General features: G+C 72.2%; 20 protein-coding genes. 6 read left to right on the top strand and 14 right to left on the bottom strand.

What is annotated here, in order from left to right:
* The first annotated feature begins 97 nt into the window (after window positions 1–97).
* The 3 genes from ACIQVL_RS31105 (at window position 98) to ACIQVL_RS31095 (ending at window position 2,769) form a co-directional block, all read left to right on the top strand.
* Window positions 98–1,627 carry a long-chain fatty acid--CoA ligase gene (locus ACIQVL_RS31105; RefSeq protein ID WP_403476988.1) on the top strand — a complete coding sequence of 510 codons (1,530 nt, stop codon included), beginning with the start codon at window positions 98–100 and terminating at the stop codon, window positions 1,625–1,627.
* 3 nt (window positions 1,628–1,630) lie between these two features.
* Window positions 1,631–2,401 carry an SDR family NAD(P)-dependent oxidoreductase gene (locus ACIQVL_RS31100; protein WP_403438779.1) on the top strand — a complete coding sequence of 257 codons (771 nt, stop codon included), beginning with the start codon at window positions 1,631–1,633 and terminating at the stop codon, window positions 2,399–2,401.
* A gap of 164 nt (window positions 2,402–2,565) precedes the next feature.
* On the top strand, window positions 2,566–2,769 hold the full coding sequence (locus ACIQVL_RS31095; RefSeq protein WP_362596413.1) for a cold-shock protein: 204 nt from the start codon (window positions 2,566–2,568) through the stop codon (window positions 2,767–2,769).
* Between the two features lie 51 nt (window positions 2,770–2,820).
* Here ACIQVL_RS31095 and ACIQVL_RS31090 read toward each other — a convergent pair whose 3' ends face one another.
* The 5 genes from ACIQVL_RS31090 to ACIQVL_RS31070 form a co-directional block, all read right to left on the bottom strand.
* Window positions 2,821–3,138, bottom strand: a complete 318-nt coding sequence (locus ACIQVL_RS31090) for a hypothetical protein (protein ID WP_403476987.1) — start codon at window positions 3,136–3,138, stop codon at window positions 2,821–2,823.
* Window positions 3,139–3,188: 50 nt separating this feature from the next.
* On the bottom strand, window positions 3,189–3,947 hold the full coding sequence (locus tag ACIQVL_RS31085; RefSeq protein WP_403438932.1) for an IclR family transcriptional regulator: 759 nt from the start codon (window positions 3,945–3,947) through the stop codon (window positions 3,189–3,191).
* A gap of 257 nt (window positions 3,948–4,204) precedes the next feature.
* On the bottom strand, window positions 4,205–5,215 hold the full coding sequence (gene dmpG / locus ACIQVL_RS31080) for a 4-hydroxy-2-oxovalerate aldolase (RefSeq protein ID WP_403476986.1): 1,011 nt from the start codon (window positions 5,213–5,215) through the stop codon (window positions 4,205–4,207).
* On the bottom strand, window positions 5,212–6,165 hold the full coding sequence (locus tag ACIQVL_RS31075; RefSeq protein ID WP_403476985.1) for an acetaldehyde dehydrogenase (acetylating): 954 nt from the start codon (window positions 6,163–6,165) through the stop codon (window positions 5,212–5,214). The genes dmpG and ACIQVL_RS31075 overlap by 4 nt, the downstream gene beginning before the upstream one ends.
* Window positions 6,162–7,091: a 2-keto-4-pentenoate hydratase gene (locus tag ACIQVL_RS31070; RefSeq protein ID WP_403476984.1), complete on the bottom strand. Its 930-nt coding sequence runs from the start codon at window positions 7,089–7,091 to the stop codon at window positions 6,162–6,164. Before ACIQVL_RS31070 ends, ACIQVL_RS31075 begins: the two co-directional genes overlap by 4 nt.
* Before the next feature lie 396 nt (window positions 7,092–7,487).
* Between ACIQVL_RS31070 and ACIQVL_RS31065 the strand changes: the two genes are divergently transcribed.
* Window positions 7,488–9,086, top strand: a complete 1,599-nt coding sequence (locus ACIQVL_RS31065) for an FAD-binding protein (protein WP_403476983.1) — start codon at window positions 7,488–7,490, stop codon at window positions 9,084–9,086.
* A 57-nt stretch (window positions 9,087–9,143) separates the two neighbouring features.
* Here the strand turns inward: ACIQVL_RS31065 and ACIQVL_RS31060 are convergent, their stop codons facing one another.
* Both ACIQVL_RS31060 and ACIQVL_RS31055 read right to left on the bottom strand, forming a co-directional pair.
* Entirely contained in the window at window positions 9,144–9,890 is a 747-nt protein-coding gene (locus ACIQVL_RS31060) for a TetR/AcrR family transcriptional regulator (RefSeq protein WP_403438794.1), read from the bottom strand.
* Window positions 9,891–10,769: an alpha/beta fold hydrolase gene (locus ACIQVL_RS31055; protein ID WP_403476982.1), complete on the bottom strand. Its 879-nt coding sequence runs from the start codon at window positions 10,767–10,769 to the stop codon at window positions 9,891–9,893.
* Window positions 10,770–10,931: 162 nt separating this feature from the next.
* On the opposite strand from ACIQVL_RS31055, the gene ACIQVL_RS31050 reads away from it, so the two are divergent.
* Window positions 10,932–11,801 (top strand): VOC family protein, encoded by an 870-nt coding sequence (locus ACIQVL_RS31050; protein WP_403476981.1) that lies wholly within the window; start codon window positions 10,932–10,934, stop codon window positions 11,799–11,801.
* Between the two features lie 118 nt (window positions 11,802–11,919).
* On the opposite strand, the gene ACIQVL_RS31045 is transcribed toward ACIQVL_RS31050, so the two are convergent.
* Genes ACIQVL_RS31045 through ACIQVL_RS31030 form a run of 4 tightly spaced genes read right to left on the bottom strand, consistent with a single transcriptional unit; the run spans window position 11,920 to window position 14,307 of the window.
* On the bottom strand, window positions 11,920–12,108 hold the full coding sequence (locus tag ACIQVL_RS31045) for a ferredoxin (protein WP_403438800.1): 189 nt from the start codon (window positions 12,106–12,108) through the stop codon (window positions 11,920–11,922).
* Window positions 12,109–12,123: 15 nt separating this feature from the next.
* Window positions 12,124–12,936 carry a mycofactocin-coupled SDR family oxidoreductase gene (locus ACIQVL_RS31040; protein WP_403438802.1) on the bottom strand — a complete coding sequence of 271 codons (813 nt, stop codon included), beginning with the start codon at window positions 12,934–12,936 and terminating at the stop codon, window positions 12,124–12,126.
* 7 nt (window positions 12,937–12,943) lie between these two features.
* Complete coding sequence (locus tag ACIQVL_RS31035; RefSeq protein ID WP_403438804.1) at window positions 12,944–13,165, bottom strand: hypothetical protein; 222 nt, start codon at window positions 13,163–13,165, stop codon at window positions 12,944–12,946.
* On the bottom strand, window positions 13,162–14,307 hold the full coding sequence (locus tag ACIQVL_RS31030; RefSeq protein ID WP_403476980.1) for an amidohydrolase family protein: 1,146 nt from the start codon (window positions 14,305–14,307) through the stop codon (window positions 13,162–13,164). Before ACIQVL_RS31030 ends, ACIQVL_RS31035 begins: the two co-directional genes overlap by 4 nt.
* 176 nt (window positions 14,308–14,483) lie before the next feature.
* On the opposite strand from ACIQVL_RS31030, the gene ACIQVL_RS31025 reads away from it, so the two are divergent.
* Window positions 14,484–15,347, top strand: coding sequence for a mycofactocin-coupled SDR family oxidoreductase (locus ACIQVL_RS31025; RefSeq protein ID WP_403438807.1), 864 nt, complete (start codon window positions 14,484–14,486; stop codon window positions 15,345–15,347).
* Window positions 15,348–15,351: 4 nt separating this feature from the next.
* On the opposite strand, the gene ACIQVL_RS31020 is transcribed toward ACIQVL_RS31025, so the two are convergent.
* Genes ACIQVL_RS31020 through ACIQVL_RS31010 form a run of 3 tightly spaced genes read right to left on the bottom strand, consistent with a single transcriptional unit; the run spans window position 15,352 to window position 18,325 of the window.
* The gene (locus ACIQVL_RS31020; protein WP_403438809.1) at window positions 15,352–16,329 is read right to left on the bottom strand and encodes an NADPH:quinone oxidoreductase family protein; all 978 of its coding nucleotides are present in this window, start codon (window positions 16,327–16,329) and stop codon (window positions 15,352–15,354) included.
* Window positions 16,326–17,561 carry an acyl-CoA dehydrogenase family protein gene (locus ACIQVL_RS31015; protein ID WP_403476979.1) on the bottom strand — a complete coding sequence of 412 codons (1,236 nt, stop codon included), beginning with the start codon at window positions 17,559–17,561 and terminating at the stop codon, window positions 16,326–16,328. Before ACIQVL_RS31015 ends, ACIQVL_RS31020 begins: the two co-directional genes overlap by 4 nt.
* Window positions 17,558–18,325 carry an SDR family NAD(P)-dependent oxidoreductase gene (locus tag ACIQVL_RS31010; protein WP_403438812.1) on the bottom strand — a complete coding sequence of 256 codons (768 nt, stop codon included), beginning with the start codon at window positions 18,323–18,325 and terminating at the stop codon, window positions 17,558–17,560. Before ACIQVL_RS31010 ends, ACIQVL_RS31015 begins: the two co-directional genes overlap by 4 nt.
* Between the last annotated feature and the right edge of the window lie 125 nt (window positions 18,326–18,450).

Raw genomic sequence — 18,450 nt, 5'->3', positions numbered from 1 at the left:
AATCTTCGGTGCGGGCAACCGACCGGTCGGGACCCGGGTTGCCCTTGAGCCGGGGCGGCCGCGGTCGCCGTCGAACACCACACAGTGAGAGTGAGCCGTGCACAATTTCGCGAGCATCCTCGACTACCACCTGACCCAGCGGCCCGACGCCGTGGCGGTCGCACAGGAGGACCAGGCGCTGACGGTTCGTCAGCTGCACGAACGCGTCAACCGGTTGGCCGCCGGGCTGACCGAACTGGGCATCGGGCGCGGTGACGTCGTCGCCCTGCTCCTCTACAACCGGCCGGAGTTCCTGGAACTGGTCTACGCGGCGAGCCGGATCGGCGCCGTGTTCCTGCCGCTCAACTACCGGCTCTCCGAGGAGGAGTGGCAGTACATCCTGGGCCACGCCCAGGCCAGGGCCGTCATCGCCGAGCCGGAGTTCGTGCCGGCGATGGAGCGCAGTGCCGGCTGCCTGACGGACCTGGAGCACCGGATCCTGGTCGGCGGCCCGCCCGAGGGGGCCTGGAGGGGGTACGAGGCGCTGCTCGACGGCCACCGGGGGGCCCGCGTGGATCCGGTGGACGTCGGCACCGAGGACCTGCAGCGCCTGATGTACACCTCCGGCACCACCTCACGGCCCAAGGGCGTGCGCATCACCTACGGGAACCTGCAGGCCAAGAACCTCGCGCACATCGTGCACTTCGGGCTCACCGCGGCCGACACCACCCTGGTGTGCGGCCCGCTCTACCACGTGGGCGGTCTCGACATGCCCGGCCTCGCGACCCTCTACGCGGGCGGCGCCGTGGTGCTGCAGCGCAGGTTCGACCCGGTGGGGGTCCTGGAGGCGATCCCGAGGCACCGCGTCACCAACCTGTGGCTGGCGCCCGCCATGGTCAACGCGGTCCTGGAGGTCCCCGACCGGGACAGTCACGACACCACCTCGGTCCGCTTCGTCCTGGGCGGCGGCGAGAAGACCCCCGAGCCGGTGCTGCGCCGCATCATGACCGCGTTCCCCAACGCCTGGTACGCCGACGCCTACGGGCTGACCGAGACGGTCTCCGGCGACACCTTCCTCGACCGTGAGCACGCCCTGTCGAAACTGGGCTCGGTGGGCCGCCCGGTGCCGCACACCCGGGTCAGGATCGTCGACGACGAGGGCAGGGAGGCGCCGGCGGGCGAACTCGGCGAGATCACCCTGCGCGGTCCGAAGGTGTTCGCCGGTTACTGGCGGGACGAGCAGGCCACCGCCGCGGCCCTGCGGGACGGCTGGTTCCACACCGGGGACATCGGCCACCTCGACGAGGACGGCTTCCTCTACATCGACGACCGCAAGAAGGACATGATCGTCTCCGGTGGCGAGAACATCGCGACGCCCGAGGTGGAACGGGTGCTGTACGAGCACCCGGCGGTCCTGGAGGCGGCCGTGGTCGGCCTGACGCATCCCCGCTGGGGCGAGGTCCCGCGCGCGTTCGTGGTGCTGCGGCCGGACGCGAAGGCAGGGGCCGAGGAGCTCCGGGAGTTCTGCCGGGCCCGGCTGGCCAGGTTCAAGGTGCCGTCCCGCTTCGACTTCGTCGCCGAACTGCCCCGTACCCCCTCGGGCAAGGTCCTCAAGCGGACGCTGCGCGACGTCCCCGCGGAGGGCTGAGCCATGACCGACGTGAACACCGAACTGCGCCTGGACGGCAGGACCGCGTGGATCACGGGCGCCGGGAAGGGGCTGGGCCGGGCCATCGCCGTCGCCCTCTCCCAGGCCGGCGCCACCGTCGCCGTGACCGCGCGCACCGCCTCCGATCTCGACACCCTGGAGTCCGAACTCACCGGCCACGGCGGCAAGGTGCTGGCGCTGCCCGGCTCGGTCGCCGACTCCGCCGCCGTGCGCGAGACGGTCGAGCGCATCACCGAACGGACGGGCCGGCTTGACGCGCTGGTCAACTGCGCCGGGATCAGCCCGCACTTCACCCGCAGCGAGAAGGTCACCGACCAGGACTGGCGGCAGGTCGTCGACGTGAACCTGGCCGGCACCTTCTACTGCTGCCGCGAGGCCGGCAAGGTGATGCTGGAGCAGCGCTCCGGATCGATCGTCAACGTCTCGTCCGTGCACGCCGTCACCGGCTTCGAGCGCATCGCCGCCTACGCCGCGAGCAAGGGCGGGGTCGAGGCCCTGACCCGGGCGCTGGCCGTGGAGTGGGCCGATCGCGGGGTCCGGGTCAACACGCTGGCCCCCGGTTACTTCCACACCGACCTCAGCTCCGGGCTGCTGGACAGCCGCTGGGGCGAGCGGATCGTCCGCGGGACTCCGCTGGGCCGGGTGGGCGATGCCACGGAACTGGGCGGCGCCGCGGTGTTCCTCGCCTCGGACGCCGCCCGCTTCGTCACCGGCACCACCCTCACCGTGGACGGGGGCTGGACGGCCTGGTGAACCGGCCGCCCGGCCGACGGCCGGCGCGCACGCTCCGGCCGTCGAAGGATGCCCGCCATCCGGGTGATTGTGGCCCGCAGGAGGTTTCCCGTCGCGGCTCAGGGGGATGAATGGTCGCGGTCCGCGACGATTCGGGTCGTGGCGATGAGACAAGGGAAACAGGCATGGCTCAGGGCAGCGTCAAGTGGTTCAACGCGGAGAAGGGGTTCGGGTTCATCGAGCAGGACGGCGGCGGCCCTGACGTGTTCGTGCACTACTCGGAGGTCCAGGGCAACGGCTACCGGAGCCTGGACGAGGGCCAGCGCGTCGAGTTCGAGATCGGGCAGGGCACCAAGGGCCCGCAGGCGCAGCAGGTCAGGTCGCTCTAGTCCGTGACTCCGCAGGTCCGCAGGGCGGTCGGGCGCCGGTGGTCCCGGTGGTCAGGGGGCGTCCGTCCCGGCGGCGGCCCTGCGGATCCGCGGCTCGAACTCCCGGCGCACGTAGACGTCGAACGGTTCGGACAGCGCGCCGTCGATCACCTGCCGTACCCGGTGTTCCGCCGCGAACTCCTTGATCGCCGCGCGGGAGCCGGGTCCCACGCCCCCGCCGATGATCAGCACTCCGAACTCCTCGGTCGCCAGGAGCTTCAGGGCCTCCTCGTCGGTGCTCACCCCCTCCGCGTCGAAGCCGTCCGCGTGCAGGGTGGCGAGCACCGCCGTCACCCTGGCGGGCGTCCTTCCGAGCACCAGCGTCCTCATGGTCGTTTCCTCTCCGGCGGGTCGGCATCGGCACGGCCCAGCGTAGAAACTCAACCGGACTTGAGGTCAAGCCCGGTTTCCGCCCCATGCGCGGTCTCGAAGAGTTCCCCGGACACCGCCCGGACCGCGTCGACCACCAGCGGGGCCACGAGCTCCAGCGGGGAGCGGCCGTCCCCGACCACCGAGATCGCCCCGACCGGGCCCTCGGGTCCGCGCAGCGCGAGGCCGACGCACCCGAGGTCGGGGAAGCACTCGCCGCGGTCGATCGCCAGTCCGTTGCGGCGCCGAACCAGGCCGAGTTCGCGGTGCAGCTGGTCGAGGCGGCCGATGCTGTGCGGGGTGCGGCGCTCCATCACCGGCGCGCAGCGAGCGTCGATCTCCTCCGGGGTCAGCCAGGCGAGCATGGCCTTGCCGAGTCCGGTGCAGTGCGCGACCGCCCGGCCGCCGACCTTCGAGGGGATGTCCACCGCCGCCCGGCCCCCCACCTTGTCCAGGTAGTAGATCTCCGGTCCGTCGAGCACGGCCAGGTGGACGACCATCCTGGTCCTGACCGCCAGGTCCAGCAGGTGCGGTGCGGCGGCGGCGCGCAGCGCGCTGTGGCCGATCTCGCGGCCTCCCAGGCCGAGCGCGCGCGACCCGAGGGTGTATCCGGCCACCGTGTGACGCAGCCAGTCCAGCCGCACCAGCTGGTCGAGAATCCGGTGCGTGGTCGACCGGGGCAGCTGGGTCCGACGGGACACCGCTTCGAGCGTCAGATGGGTCTGGGGACGTTCGAAGAGGTCCATGATCAGCGTGACCCGCTCCATCATCGACGGAGGCAGCGCGGGGCCGTCGGCCTCGGCGGAACGCGAGCTCAGGCGAAGGGCAGACGTCATCGTCGGTGCCTCTCTGCTCAAACTGAAATCAATTCTAGTTCGGCGCCGACGTCAAGTTATCAATGCCCTCGGCCACGGAGAAAGAGTCGTGCACCGATTCATTGGAGCGATTGGTCTATTTTACTCCGCGGGGAAAAACGTACCGCTCTCCGGGAAGGTGTTCCCGGAGAGCGGTCGCGTGCCGTCGGGCGTCAGCCGTGCCGGGTGAGGTCCAGCGCGATGTCCACGATCATGTCCTCCTGCCCGCCGACCAGCCCACGCCGGCCGACCTCCTCCAGGATCGTGCGGGCGTCGAGGCCGTACCGTTCGGCGGCGGCCTCGGCGTGCCGCAGGAAGCTGGAGTAGGCACCGGCGTAGCCGAGGGTGAGGGTCTCCCGGTCGACGCGCACCGGACGGTCCTGCAGCGGTCGTACGAGCTCCTCGGCGGCGTCCTGGAGGGCGTGCAGGTCGCAGCCGTGCTTCCAGCCGTACAGGTTGGCGACGGCGACGAACGGCTCGATCGGGCAGTTGCCCGCGCCGGCACCCTGTCCGGCCAGGGACGCGTCGACGCGCGTGACGCCCTCCTCCACCGCCACCACGGAGTTGGCGACCGAGAGGGAGAGGTTCTCGTGGGCGTGGATGCCGATCTGCGTCTGTGGGTCGAGAACGTCCCGGTAGGCGCGGATCCGGTCGCGGACGCCGTCCATGGTGAGCCGGCCGCCGGAGTCGGTGACGTAGACGCAAGTGGCGCCGTAGGACTCCATCAGCCGGGCCTGCTCGGCGAGGACGTGCGGGGGCGCCATGTGGGCCATCATCAGGAAGCCCGCGACGTCCATGCCCAACTCCCGTGCGGTGGCGATGTGCTGGGCCGCGACGTCCGCCTCCGTGCAGTGGGTGGCGATGCGCACCGAGCGGACGCCGAGGGCGTAGGCGCGCTTGAGTTCGGCGACGGTGCCGATGCCCGGGAGCAGGAGGGAGGTCAGGACGGCGTTCTCGACGGCGTCGGCCGCCGCCTCGATCCACTCCCAGTCGGTGTTGCTGCCGGGACCGTAGTTGAGGCTGCCGCCGGCCAGTCCGTCGCCGTGGGCGACCTCGATGGCGTCCACCCCGGCCCGGTCGAGGGCGGCGGAGATCTTCGACACGAACTCGGGGGTGATGCGGTGCCGGACGGCGTGCATGCCGTCCCGGAGGGTGACGTCCTGGACGTAGAGCCTGCGGGTCACTCGGTCACCTCGGAAGTCGGGCGGCGGGCGATGCGATCGGCGACGCGCAGGGCGGCCGAGGTCATGATGTCGAGGTTGCCGGCATAGGCCGGCAGGTAGTGCGCGGCGCCCTCGACCTCCAGGAAGACGGTGACCTTGGTGGTCGGCCGACCTGCGGTGCCGTCGGGCAGGAGGGTGTGCACCGGGTCGTCGGCCGTGACCGGCGTGAACTGGACCTGCTGCTTGAGGCGGTAGCCGGGCACGTACTCGGCCACCGCCGCGACCATCTCCTCGACGGAGGCGCGGATCGCGTCGTGGTCGGCGTCGCCGGTCAGGCAGTACACGGTGTCCCGCATGATCAGCGGCGGATCGGCCGGGTTGAGGACGATGATCGCCTTGCCCCGGCGGGCACCGCCCACCTTCTCGATGGCGCCGGCCGTGGTCTCGGTGAACTCGTCGATATTGGCCCGGGTGCCGGGTCCGGCCGACCTGGAGGCGATCGAGGCGACGATCTCGGCGTAGGGCACGGGGGTGACGCGGCTGACCGCGTGGACGATCGGGATGGTCGCCTGGCCGCCGCAGGTGACGAGGTTGAGGTTCTCGACGTCGTTGGCGAGGTGCTCGTCCAGGTTGACCGGCGGTACGACGTACGGGCCGAGGGCGGCCGGGGTGAGGTCGATCAGGCGTTTGCCGTACGGGGCCAGCTTCTTGGCGTTCTCGACGTGGGCCCTGGCGGAGGTGGCGTCGAAGACGATGCCGATGTCGTCGAAGCCGTCCATGCGGATCAGGCCGTCCACTCCCTCGTGCGTGACGGGCACCTTCAGCCGGGCCGCACGCGCCAGGCCGTCCGACTCCGGGTCGATGCCCACCAGCGCGGCCATCTCCAGGGTGTCGGAGAGGCGCAGCACCTTGATCATCAGGTCGGTGCCGATGTTGCCGGAGCCGATTACGGCCACCTTGGTCTTCGTCATCCGTGTTCCTTGGCTTCGGGGACTGCGGGGGCTTCGGGGGCTTCGGGGACTGCGGGCACTTGGGGGACTTCCGGGGCGTCGGAGGCTTCCTGGGCTTCGGAGGCTTCCTGGGGCGTGAAGGCCGCGGTCACCGAGCCCAGGCCGGACATCTCGGCCCGTACGGTCGTGCCCGGCGGTGTGGGGACGAGCGGGCCGAGGGCACCGGAGAGCACGACCTGCCCGGCGCGCAGCGGATCGCCGAACTCCCGGGCGGTGCGCGCCAGCCACAGCAGCGCGGCGAGCGGATCGCCCAGGCAGGCGGTGCCGTCGCCCTCGGAGGCGAGCCTCCCGTCGGCGTGCAGCCGCATGGTCACGTCCCGCGGTTCGAACTCGTCGAGGCCGACGGCCCGTTGCCCGAGCACGAAGAGTCCGCTGGAGGCGTTGTCGGCGACCGTGTCCGTGATCGCGATGTCCCAGCCGGCCACCCGGCTGTCCACGATCTCCAGTGCGGCCACGGCGTACCCGACCGCCGAACGGACCCGCGCCAGGTCCAGGTCGGCGGTGTCCAGGTCGGCGGCGAGCACGAACGCGATCTCCGCCTCGGCCCTGGGCTGGAGCAGCCGGCCGCTGGGGACGGCAGGCAGCGCGGTGACGTCCATGTCGTCCAGCAGGACGCCGAAGTCGGGCCGGTCGACGCCCACCTGACGCTGCACCGACGGGGAGGTCAGCCCGATCTTGCGGCCGACGACACGGGCACCGGCCGCGATCCGGGCGCCGACGACGCGTCGCTGGACGGCGTACGCGAGGCCGATGTCGTCCGGACCGAGCAGATCCCGTACCGGCGCACAGGGTCTGCGGTCGCTCGCCGCCCGGGCGAGGCGCGCGGCCGCCTCGGCCACGGCTGTCTCACGGTCCGCGACCGCCGTCGGTTCCCACACGTCTGTCATCGCCGTCCTCGACTCGTTCCGGCCTCCAGCCTGTGCCGCCGCGCCGTGGGACCGCCGGGGTCTTTCCGCTCACCGGGACTCCGGGGCGGAGGGCGCGAGCCGGCACACGCCGTGCAGGTACCGGCGGGCGGACGGCGGGTGTTCGGCGGGGAGTCGGCGGGCGTGGTCTCGGTGAGCGAGATGGCTCGGGAGTGACCTCAGGCTGGCTCATTACCGTCGCCCGCAGGGCCGTAGGGCGTCCGGGCGGCCGGCCGCCGCGGGTCCGTCGCGCCTCCATGGCCGTACGAGGGCGCCCTCGTTCCGGCCTCGCCCCGCGGTCCCCCGCCACGAGCACGGTCCCCACCCGTAAGGGCGGTTCCCCCCACCAACGAGTTCGGCACCCATCAGGAGGTTCGGATGAGCATCAACGAAGATGCCTACGACGTGATCGTCGTGGGGTCGGGCGGCGGTCTGGTCGGGGCGTACGTGGCGGCGGCGCGCGGCCTGCGCACGCTCGTCGTCGAGAAGACCCACCGGGTCGGCGGCACGGTCGCGTACTCCGGCGCGGGCCTGTGGTTCCCGGGCTCGGCGCCGCTGAGCCGGGCCGGTCTCGGGGCCGACGTCGAGGAGGCGCGGTCGTATCTGCGCGCGGTCGTCGACGACCCGTCCCGGGAGGGGCTGCAGGACGCGTACCTGGCGGCCGGGCGCCGGCTGATCGACGAGCTGGAGCAGAACACCTGGTTCCAGTCCTTCGTGCACGGGCCGGTGCCGGACTACTACGCGGCGAGCCCGGGGTCGTCGCCCACGGGGCACACCGTCTTCCCACCGCCGGTCGAGGTCGCGGAACTCGGCGAGCGCCGGGCGCTGGTGCGTGACTCGCTGCCCACGGAGCGGTTCGGCTTCGACGAGGGCCCGCTGCTCAGCGGCGGGCGGGCGCTGATCGGCCGCGCCCTGTCGGCGTTCCTGGAGACCGGCCGCGGCGAACTGCGGCTGAACACCGCGCTGGAGAGCCTGGTCGTCGAGGACGGCAGGGTCGTCGGCATCGAGGCCGTGCACGAGGGCGAACGGGTCCGGATCCGGGCCGCCCGGGGCGTGCTGCTGGCGGCCGGCGGTTTCGAGCGCGACCGCGGGCTGCGCGAGACACACCAGTCCCCGCTCACCGGGGAGTGGTCCGACGGCGCCCCGGCGAACACCGGTGACGCCCTGCGGGCGGGCATCGCCGTCGGCGCGGACACCGACCTGCTCGACGAGGCCTGGTTCGTGCCGGGGCTGGTCCACCCGGACGGCCTGCCGGTCTTCCACACCGGGACCCGGGGCGGCATCTGGGTCAACGGCGCGGGCGAGCGCTTCGTCAACGAGACGTCCCCCTACGACCAGGCAGGGCACGAGATCTTCCGCCGGCACCGGGCCGGCGGCGTACGGCACATCCCCTGCCACTGGGTGTTCGACCAGCGCCAGCTGGACCGGGACGGCATCGGCTGGCCGCCCGCCACGCCGCCCGTCGAGGAGTGGCTGAAGTCGGGCGCGCTGCGCAGGGCCGACACCCTGGAGGAACTGGCGCGGCTGATCGACGTCCCCTTCGACGCCCTGGACCGCACGGTCAAGGAGTTCAACGGGTACGCGGCCACCGGCGTCGACGAGAGGTTCCACCGGGGCGAGACGCCCTGGGACCAGATGTTCCGGCACGTCGTCGGGTTCCCGGCCGACCCCCGGCAGAACTTCCCCGCCGAGCCGTCACCGGAGTGGCCGAACCCCCTGCTGCCGCCCCTCGACCAGGCCCCGTTCTACGTGGCGACCATCGTGCCGTCCGACATCGGCACCAAGGGCGGGCTGCGGATCGACACGCACGCACGCGTGCTGCGGCCGGACGGCTCCCCGATCGACGGTCTGTACGCGACGGGCAACACCGCGGCCGCGATGTCGGGCCGGGTCTACCCCGGTGCCGGTACCCCGATCGGTTCGAGTCTCGCGTTCGGGTACCTGGCGGTCCTGGACATGGCCGGGGCGGCGGACTGACGGCGGGAAGCGGACAGGTGCCCGGGGCACGGGGTGTCCCGGGCACCTTCGCGTGGTTCAGGACCCGGCGATCAGCCGCGCGGCCAGCCGCAGGTCCGCCTCGCCCTGCGCGGTGGAGATCTCCTGGGTCAGCATGGCCACGAACACCCCCCACCAGTCGTAGACGAGCAGCCGCACCCGGCTGTGCCCGGTCCGCGCGTCCGCCCGGTCCCCGAGCAGCCGCAGCAGCCGTTGTCCCAGTGCGCTCTCCACGATGTCGATGCGGCTGCGGGCGGCGCTCGCGTACTCGCTGAACGACGACAGCGCCACCGCCGAGGCGAGCAGCCGGCTGTCCAGCAGCTTGCCGCTCAGCGCGACGAGCGTGTCGGCGACCTCGGTCACGGGATCCGCCGCCCGGTAGGGGACCGGACCGCCGTCTCGGGCTGGACCGCCGTCGCGGACCGGGCCGCCGTCGCGGCTGCCCAGGAACTGCTCGATGTGCCACTCGAGAACCGACAGGAACAGATACGGCTTGGACGGGAAGTACCGGTACAGGGTGGCGATCGCGACCCCGGCCTCCCTGGCCACGTCGTGCATCTGCACGGCGGCCAGCCCCTCGCGCGTGCCGAGGTCGGAGGCGGCGCGCAGGATGCGGATGCGGCGGTCCGTCTGCCGGCTCGACATCGGCGCGGCGGGTCGGCGGGGCCTGGCCCGGCTCACCCGGTCGTCGATCGCGGGGTCAGCCATCGCGAGGTCGCCCATCGCCAGGTCATCGATCGCCGGGTCGCACATCGCCGGTTCGCCGGACGCCCTCGCGCTGGGCACTCAGCCGGCCTCCGGGCGGGTCAGGAAGGCCAGCACCGCGCTCTCCCAGGCCGCCTTCTGCTCGATCATCGCCCAGTGCCCGCAGTCGGGCAGCACGTGCAGCTCGGCCTTGGGGATGGTCCGCATCGGCAGCAGCGCGCTCTCCAGCGGGGTGACCCGGTCGTCGCGGCCCCAGGTCAGCAGCGTGGGCGCGGCGACCTTGTGGAGCATGGCCCAGATCGGCTGGTCCGACCGGGACTGCGCGGCCTGCATCGCGGCCATCGCCTGGCGGCCGTAGATCCGGCGGGACGCCTCCAGGGTCGCCGGTTCGGTGGCGGTCGCCCAGCGTTCCTCGATCAGTTCCTCGGTGAGCAGTGCGGGGTCGTGGACCATCGAGCGCAGCCACTGGACGAGGTTGTCGCGGGTGGGGTTCTCGGCGAACTCCACCAGGAGGTTGAGCCCTTCGCTGGGGCCCGGGGAGAGGAGGTTGCGGCCGACCCCGCCGATGGTCACGACCCTGCGGAACAGGTCCTTGTGGGCCACCGCGAGCCCCACGGCCACGAACCCGCCCATCGAGTTCCCGATGACGTCGACGCGGTCGAGGCCGAGCCCTTCCAGGAAGCGCAGGACGGCCTTGGGGGCGGCGGCCATCGGGTTCTCGGCGGTCGGGTCGCTCACCCCGAAGCCGGGGAACTCCAGCGCCAGGCAGCGGAAGTGCCGGGCGATCACGGGCAGGTTGCCCCGGTAGTTGCGCCAGCCGGTCACCCCGGGACCCGAGCCGTGCAGCATCAGCAGGGGCGGACCTTCGCCGGCCTCGTGGTAGCGCAGGACACCGTCGTCGGTGGGCAGTTCGCGCAGGGTGTCCGCGTAGTCGAGTGTGCTGGGTGTGCTCAGTGTCATGACGGTCACCGTGGCACCCGTACGGCGGCCGTCGCCGTACGGCTCCCGATCAGTGGGACGGTCCCGGCGGCGGTGCGGCCCGGCCTTCTACGGTCGCGGACGTACCGATACCGGGGGTCCGACGGGCCGCCTGGGACCTGACCAATGTGAGGGGAGGGCCTGATGGGTGTGCGCTCACTCGGGTACCTGCGTCTGGAGTCCAACGACCTCGACCGGTGGAAGGCGTTCGGGGCCGACTTCCTCGGCCTGATGCCCGTCGAGGGCGACTCCGGGTCGCTCGCCTTCCGGATGGACGACCATCCGTCCCGGATCGTGGTCGCGCCGGGTGCCCAGCCCGCGATGACGGCGCTGGGCTTCGAGGTCCTCGACGAGCGGGAGCTGGCGCGGCTGGCCGCGGACGTCGAGAAGGCCGGGATCAAGGTGACCGCCGGCACCGAGGCCGAGGCGGCGGAGCGGAAGGTGACCGGCTTCGTCAGGTTCAGCGACCCGGGCGGCAACCCGGTCGAGCTGTTCTACGGCCGGACCCTCGACCACCTGCCCGTGCAGACCCCGCTGGTGTCGAAGTTCGTCACGGACGACATGGGCTTCGGGCACGCCATCGTCTCCGCCGAGGACGCGCGCGGCACGTTCGACTTCTACGTCAACGTGCTCGGGTTCATCGAGCGGAACACGATGCGCTCGCCGGGCGGCACGACCTGGTTCATGGGCTGCAACCCGCGCCACCACACGCTGGGCGTCACACCGATGCCGGGTCCGGGGCGGCTGCTGCACTTCATGGTCGAGGCGGCGACCCTGGACGACGTGGGGCGGGCCCTGGACCGGGCCGGCAGGTACGAGGTGCCGATGATGCACTCGCTGGGCAAGCACACCAACGACCACATGGTGTCGTTCTACGTCTGGTCGCCGGAGAACTACGCCGTCGAGTTCGGCTGGAACGGCCTCAAGGTGCCCGAGCCGGTCCCCGTGTACGAGATCACGGACGGCGCGTTCTGGGGCCACCACTTCACCCCGCCGCCTCAGCCGGCCGGCTGAGGCGGCCGGCTGAGGCGGCCGGCTGAGGCGGCGGGTACGGGGGGAGCCCCACGGTCCTCGGACCGTGGGGCTCGGCCGTTGTCGGCGGACGTCTCTCCGAAGGGACCGGACGTCGCTGTCAGTGGACGGTGACGGCCCGCTCCGGGCAGGCCGCCGCACCGTCCCTGGCGGCCTGTTCGAGGTCCGCCGGGACCTCTCCGTCGAACGGCAGCGCATAGCCGTCGTCGTCGAGGCGGAAGAGCTGCGGGGACGCCGCCGCGCACCGCGCGTGCCCGGAGCACGCCGTCGTGTCGATGGTGATCTTCATTCAACCCACTCCGTTCTACGGCTTGTTGGTCGAACCCGCGTCGACGGTGAACTGCAGCCCGGTGACGTACCGCGCCTCGTCCGAGGCGAGGAAGAGGACGGCGTTCGACACGTCCCGGGGCTCGACGTACGGGGCCAGGGGGTTCATCGCGGCGAGTGCGAACAACGGCTCGCGCGCGGCGAGTTCCTCCACCGGCACGCCCACGGTGATGCCCGTGTCGCTGACCCCGGTGGGGTGGACGGTGTTCACCCGGATGCGGTGCGGGGCGAGTTCGTTGGACAGCGCCTTCATCAGGCCCACCACGCCGTGCTTGGCGGCCACGTAGTGGGCGTACGGCACATGGCCGCGGATGCCGGCGGCGGAGCTGGTGAGGACGACCGAGCCGCCCTCCCCCTGCTCGATCATCCAGGGGACCGCGGCCCGCACCGTGTTCCAGGGGCCCTTGAGGTTGACGTCCACGGTGACGTCCCACGCCTCCTCGGACAGCTCCCAGGCGGCCCCGATGCTCATCACTCCGGCGTTGGCGACGACGGTGTCGAGCCGCCCGAACTCCTTGCGCGTCGCGTCGACCGCGGCCCGCATCTCGTCGACCGAGCGGACGTCGGCCTCGACCGCGACGCACCGCCGCCCGGTCTCCCTGACCAGCTTGGCGGTCTCCTCCAGCTCGTCCTTGGTCGCCAGCGGGTACGGCAGTTCCGCACTGATGTCGTGGCAGACATCGGTGACGACGATGTCCGCGCCCTCCTCGGCCAGCCGCACTGCGTGCGAACGGCCCTGCCCGCGCGCCCCTCCGGTGATGAGCGCGACCTTGCCCTCCATGCGCCCCATGGCCGCCTCACTTCCCCTTCGGCCGGTCGAGCAGGTCCTCGGCGGCCTCGCGCAGGGCACGCAGCCGGGACTGCAGGAGTTCGCGCTCGGCCCCGTCGGACGTGCCCGGTTCGGCGAGGCGTGCGTCCGTCTCGGCGATCTCGGCGAGGAGCCGGCCGTGGGCCTCCTCGCGGGTGAGCAGGTCCAGGTCGGTCCAGTCGGACCGCTCGGACTCGGGTCGCCGGCTCATGCGGGGAGGTTGTAGAGGCGGCGGGTGTTCAGCTCCACGATCTGGTGCACTTCGTCGTCGGGTACGTCGGCCAGGACCTCGGCCGCGTAGGCGCGGGACTTGGGCCAGTAGGAGTCGGAGTGCGGGTAGTCGCACTCCCAGGTGATCCTTTCGACGCCGACGTGGTGCCGTACCTCCACGCCGAACCGGTCGTCGATGAAGCAGCCGTGGAAGTGTTTGCGGAACAGCTCCGAGGGCCGCACGCTCTGGTCGACGTTCTGGTAGAAGCGGTGCCGCTCCCAGGTGCCGTCGGCGCGTTCCAGGAGGTAGGGGATCCAGCCGATGCCGCCCTCGGAGAGGCCGATCCTGAGCCTGGGGTGCTTGTGCAGCACCGGGGAGAAGAGCAGGTCGGCGGTGGCGAACATGGCGTTGCAGCCGAACAGGGTGATGGTGACCGCGAAGGGGGCCTCCTCGGCGGTCTTCGGAGGCTTGCCCGAGGTGCCGAAGTGCAGGCAGACGGGCAGGTCGGCCTCCTCCGCCGCGGAGAACATGGGGTCCCAGTAGTCGGTGTGGAAGGAGGGCAGCCCGCGGGGAGCGGGGTTCTCGGGGAAGGAGATCGCCCTCGCCCCCTTGGCCGCGGTGCGGTGGATCTCGGCGACGCAGGCGTCGACGTCCCACATCGGCATGATGACCAGTGGGATGAGTCGGCCGGGGGCGGTGGCACACCACTCGTCGAGGACGAAGTCGTTCCAGGCCCGCACGCACAGCAGGGCCAGCTCGCGGTCCCGGCCCTCCAGGAAGACATGGCCGGAGAAGCCGGGGAACGACGGGAAGCACAGGGCGCCCCAGACGCCGTCCAGGTCCATGTCTCGGATCCGGGCCTTCGGGTCGTAGCAGCCCGGGATCATCTCGTCGTAGCGGGTGGGTTCGAGGCCGAACTCCTCGGGCCGCTTGCCTGCGACGGCGTTGAGGCCGATGTAGGGGTAGACCCGGTCCTCGTAGACCCAGACCTCGGCGGGGGCCTGTCCCTCGCCACGCGGCTGCTCCACGATGCGCGGCCCGGCCTCCCGGTACCTCGCCGGCAGCCGGTCGGACCACAGGTGTGGGGGCTCGATCAGGTGGTCGTCGGTCGACAGCAACTTCATCCATGGCTGCAACGGCATCGTGTGCTCCCTCGGTCTCGGGGACTCTCTAGCACCGGGCACATTGTGTGCACTGAACCTGTCTCACTGGGTGAGAGAGATCGACCAACTACCGCTCACATCGGCGATCATCCGGTATCGATCAGCTCCCGCCACCACTATTCAGGCTACTCTTTTCATCTACGGAAGGAGACCCCATGGGGCGAGTGCAGGACAAGGCCGTCTTCATCACCGGAGCCGCGCGCGGCCAGGGCCGGGCCCAGGCGGTCCGGCTCGCCGCGGAGGGCGCCGACATCATCGCCGTGGACCTGTGCGCGGACATCGCCACCAACGGCTACCCGCTGGCCACCGAGGCCGACCTGGAGGAGACGGTCCGGCAGGTCGAGAAGCTCGGCCGGCGCATCGTGGCCCGCCGGGCCGACGTGCGGGATCCGGCCGCGCTGAAGGCGGCGGTCGCCGAGGGGGTGACCGAGCTGGGGCGGCTCGACGCCGTGGTCGCCCAGGCCGGGATCTGCCCGCTGGGGCCCGAGCAGACCGTGCAGGCCTTCCTGGACGCCGTCACCGTCGACTTCAACGGGGTCGTGCACGCCGTCGACGCGGCGCTGCCCCATCTGCCCGACGGCGCCTCGATCGTCGCGACCGGGTCCATCGCGGGGCTGATACCGGCGACCGTGGACAACCCGGCCAACGGGCCCGGCGGGCTGGGCTACTCCTTCGCCAAGCGGCAGGTGGCCGCGTTCGTGCACGACCTGGCGACGGTCCTGCTGTCCCGCCGGATCCGGGTCAACGCGGTGCACCCGACGAACGTCAACACCGACATGCTGAACAGCGACGTCATGTACCGGTCGTTCCGGCCCGACCTGGAGAGCCCGACCCGCGAGGACGCGCTGCCCGGCTTCCCCGCGACGACCGGGTTCGGGGTCCCCTTCGTCGAGCCGGAGAACATCGCCGACATGGTGCTGTTCCTGGTGTCGGACGAGTCGCAGTACGTCACCGGCATGCAGATGCGCGTCGACGCCGGCGGCTACGTCAAACGGCGGCCGCAACTGCCCGCGTTCTGACGGGTCATGCCGTCATGTCGATGACCACCTTGCCGGTGGTGCGCCGCCCGGCCACATCGGTCAGTGCGGACGCCACGTCGGCGAGGGGGTGGACGCGGGAGACGAGCGGGCGCATCCCGTCCCGGACCATCCGGGCCAGCGCCCGGTCGCCCGCGGCCACCGCGTCCGGGGCGTACCGGCGCAGCATGCGGATCTCGAAGCCCCGGACGACCGCGTCCTTGAGCAGCACGAGGTTGAGCGGGATCCGCGGGATCCTGCCGTCGGCGTAGCCCACGGTGACGAACCGGCCGCCCCGGCGCAGCGCGCGCAGGGCGGCCTCCGCGTGGTCGCCGCCCACGGGGTCGACGACCAGGTGGGCGCCCTCGCCGCCGGTCAGTTCGCGGAGGCGCGTCTTCAGGTCCTCGCGGACGTAGTCGACGCCGCCCTCGGCGCCCAGTTTCCGGGCGACCGCGAGTCGCTCGGGGCCGGACGCCGCCGCCACGACGCGCATGCCGAGGCGGGTGGCGACGTCGACGGTGGCGGAGCCGACGCCGCCGGCGGCCCCGAGCACGGTCGCCCACTCCCCCGCCGTGCCCTGCCCGACGGTGGTCAGGGCGTGGTAGGCGGTCGCGTAGGTGACGTGGAACGCGGCGGCGTGGACCAGGTCGAGGCCCTCGGGGACGGGGCGCAGGCCGGTCACCGGCACCACGACCTGCTCGGCGAAGGCGCCGGTGAGCACCGCTCCGGCCACGGGCGAACCCACCGCGGGGCCGGATACGCCCGGCCCCAGCGCGGCGACCACACCGGCGAACTCGCTGCCCGGGGTGAACGGCAGCGGCGCGGGCACCTGATAGCGGTTCGCCACCAGCAGCACGTCCGGGTAGTTGACCGCGGCCGCGTGCACCCGGACCAGGACCTCCCCCGGGCCGGGCTGGGGGGCGTCCAGTTCGACGACGGCCAGGCCGTCCGGGGGCCCGTAGTCGGTACAGCGTGCGGCTCTCATCGTGTGCTCCCGGTGGCCGGCATCGCCGGGTCCCGGGGCAGTCCCAGGACCTGTTCGGCGATGGTGTTGCGCTGGATCTCGGCGGTGCCCGCGCCGATCGTGGAGGCCCGGGTGCGCAGGAAACCCCACATCCAGCGCCCGCGCTGGACGGCGTGCGGGTCGCGGCGGCCCAGGATCCCGTACGGTCCCAGCAACTCCAGGGCGAACTCGTGCAGTTCCTGCTCGAAGGTGACGATGAACAGCCGTGCGGTCGAGGAGGCGGGGCCGGGCTCGCCCTTCGCCATGATGTCGGCGATGGTCCGCATCCCGGTGAGCCGCATGACCGTCACCCGGATCTCGAAGTCGGCGAGCCGGTCGCACACCGACGGGTCGGCGGTCGCCCCGCGTTCGTGGGCCAGCTCGATCAGCTCGTCGAGGACCCGCCGGTACCGGGCCGCCTGGTTCATCGCCCCGGCGGCGCGTTCGTGGCCGAGGCTGGTGCGGACCAGGGGCCAGCCGCCGTTCTCCGCGCCGATCCGGTCGGCGGCCGGGACCCGGACGTCGTCGAAGAAGATCTCGCAGAAGTGCGCGTCGCCGGTGAGGTCCCGCAGCGGGCGCACGGTCACGCCGGGGGCGTGGGCGTCGATCAGGAGGTAACTGATGCCGTCCTGGCGGGAGCCGGGGGGCCCGGTGCGGACGAGGGTGAAGAGGATGTCGGCGATGTCGGCCGAACTGTTCCACACCTTCTGGCCGTTGACGACGTACTCGGCCCGGGGGTCGTCGGGGCCGCCGCCCTCGCGGCGCGCCGTGGTGCGCAGTGCGGGGAGGTCCGAGCCCGCCTCGGGTTCGGAGTACCCCTGTGCCCAGACCGTGTCGCCGCGCAGCATGGGGCGCAGGAAGCGGTCCTTCTGCTCGGGCGTGGCGTACCGGATGAGGGTGGGGGCGGCGATGCCGAGTCCGGTGCCCAGCGGGCCGGGGACCCGGGCGCGCGCGTACTCGTCCTGGTAGACGACCTGGCGGGCGAAGGGCAGGTCCATGCCGCCGTACGCGCGCGGCCAGCCCGGGCCCGCGTAGCCGCCGTCGTACAGGGTGGCCAGCCACCGCTTCTGCCACGCGAGGCGTTCGGCGGGGTCCTTGGGGCGGCGCCCTGGGTGGTGTTCCGTCAGGAAGGCGCGCAGGCGGGTGCGGAACTGCTCGTCGGTCTCGGTCGCGGACGTCGTCCCGAACGTCGCCCCGGTCGTCGCCTCGGTCATCGCGGGGCCATGCGGATCGCGCCGTCGAGGCGGACGGTCTGGCCGTTGAGGTAGGGGTTCTCCAGCATCTCGACGGCGAGGCGGGCGAAGTCGTCGGGGTCGCCGAGGCGTCTGGGGTGGGGCACGGAGGCGGCGAGGCCGTCGCGGATGTCCTCGCGGAGGCGGCCGAGCATGGGGGTGTCCATGATGCCGGGGGCGATGGTGTTCACCCGGATCTGCCAACTGGCCAGGTCACGGGCGGCGACCAGGGTCATGCCGTGCACGCCGGCCTTCGCGGCGGTGTAAGAGGTCTGGCCGATCTGGCCGTCGAACGCGGCGACCGAGGCGGTCAGGACGACGGCCCCGCGGTCGCCGTCCACCACCTCGTTGCCGGAGAGGCGGGCGGCGGCCAGGCGCAGCACGTTGTAGGTGCCGATCAGGTTGACCCGTATCACCTCGGCGAAGGTGGCGAGTTCGCCGGGGGCGCGCTCGCGGTCGATGATCCGGGTGCGGTCGCCGCCGCGCCCGGCGCAGTGCACGGCGAAGCGCAGCGGGCCGAGTCGCTCCGCGGTGTCGAGGGCGGCGTTCACCGCGGCTTCGTCGGTGACGTCGGCGCGGACGAAGCGGGCGGCCTCGCCGAGTTCGGCGACCGCCTTGGCGCCCTGCTCCTCGGAGATGTCGGCCAGGACGACCCGGCCGCCGCGGTCGATGACCCGGCGCGCGGTGGCGAGGCCCAGACCGGAGGCGCCGCCGGTGACCAGTGCCGTGGATCCGTCGATGTTCACTCGGGTCTCCTCTGCAGGCCCAGGGACTTGCTGACGACGGTATTCCGTCGCAGATGCCGACCACTCCCCTATTGAGTATACGTAATTAGCGATCGTCGGCACAGCAGAAAACCCCGCATGGCTGG

Source organism: Streptomyces sp. NPDC090499, from assembly GCF_044769305.1.
In the GTDB taxonomy this organism is placed as follows: Bacteria; Actinomycetota; Actinomycetes; order Streptomycetales; family Streptomycetaceae; genus Streptomyces.
This window is presented reverse-complemented; position numbering and strand designations above follow the sequence as displayed.

Bases quoted from the DNA above. Each gene is read 5' to 3' on its own strand.
- ACIQVL_RS31065 (WP_403476983.1), top strand. From the start codon at position 7,488: ATGAGCATCAACGAAGATGCCTACGACGTGATCGTCGTGGGGTCGGGC.
- ACIQVL_RS31030 (WP_403476980.1), bottom strand. From the start codon at position 14,307: ATGCCGTTGCAGCCATGGATGAAGTTGCTGTCGACCGACGACCACCTG.
- ACIQVL_RS31040 (WP_403438802.1), bottom strand. From the start codon at position 12,936: ATGGGGCGCATGGAGGGCAAGGTCGCGCTCATCACCGGAGGGGCGCGC.
- ACIQVL_RS31100 (WP_403438779.1), top strand. From the start codon at position 1,631: ATGACCGACGTGAACACCGAACTGCGCCTGGACGGCAGGACCGCGTGG.
- ACIQVL_RS31050 (WP_403476981.1), top strand. From the start codon at position 10,932: ATGGGTGTGCGCTCACTCGGGTACCTGCGTCTGGAGTCCAACGACCTC.
- ACIQVL_RS31035 (WP_403438804.1), bottom strand. From the start codon at position 13,165: ATGAGCCGGCGACCCGAGTCCGAGCGGTCCGACTGGACCGACCTGGAC.
- ACIQVL_RS31015 (WP_403476979.1), bottom strand. From the start codon at position 17,561: ATGACCGAGGCGACGACCGGGGCGACGTTCGGGACGACGTCCGCGACC.
- ACIQVL_RS31075 (WP_403476985.1), bottom strand. From the start codon at position 6,165: ATGACGAAGACCAAGGTGGCCGTAATCGGCTCCGGCAACATCGGCACC.
- ACIQVL_RS31090 (WP_403476987.1), bottom strand. From the start codon at position 3,138: ATGAGGACGCTGGTGCTCGGAAGGACGCCCGCCAGGGTGACGGCGGTG.
- ACIQVL_RS31055 (WP_403476982.1), bottom strand. From the start codon at position 10,769: ATGACACTGAGCACACCCAGCACACTCGACTACGCGGACACCCTGCGC.
- ACIQVL_RS31045 (WP_403438800.1), bottom strand. From the start codon at position 12,108: ATGAAGATCACCATCGACACGACGGCGTGCTCCGGGCACGCGCGGTGC.
- ACIQVL_RS31095 (WP_362596413.1), top strand. From the start codon at position 2,566: ATGGCTCAGGGCAGCGTCAAGTGGTTCAACGCGGAGAAGGGGTTCGGG.
- ACIQVL_RS31025 (WP_403438807.1), top strand. From the start codon at position 14,484: ATGGGGCGAGTGCAGGACAAGGCCGTCTTCATCACCGGAGCCGCGCGC.
- ACIQVL_RS31070 (WP_403476984.1), bottom strand. From the start codon at position 7,091: ATGACAGACGTGTGGGAACCGACGGCGGTCGCGGACCGTGAGACAGCC.
- ACIQVL_RS31020 (WP_403438809.1), bottom strand. From the start codon at position 16,329: ATGAGAGCCGCACGCTGTACCGACTACGGGCCCCCGGACGGCCTGGCC.
- ACIQVL_RS31085 (WP_403438932.1), bottom strand. From the start codon at position 3,947: ATGATGGAGCGGGTCACGCTGATCATGGACCTCTTCGAACGTCCCCAG.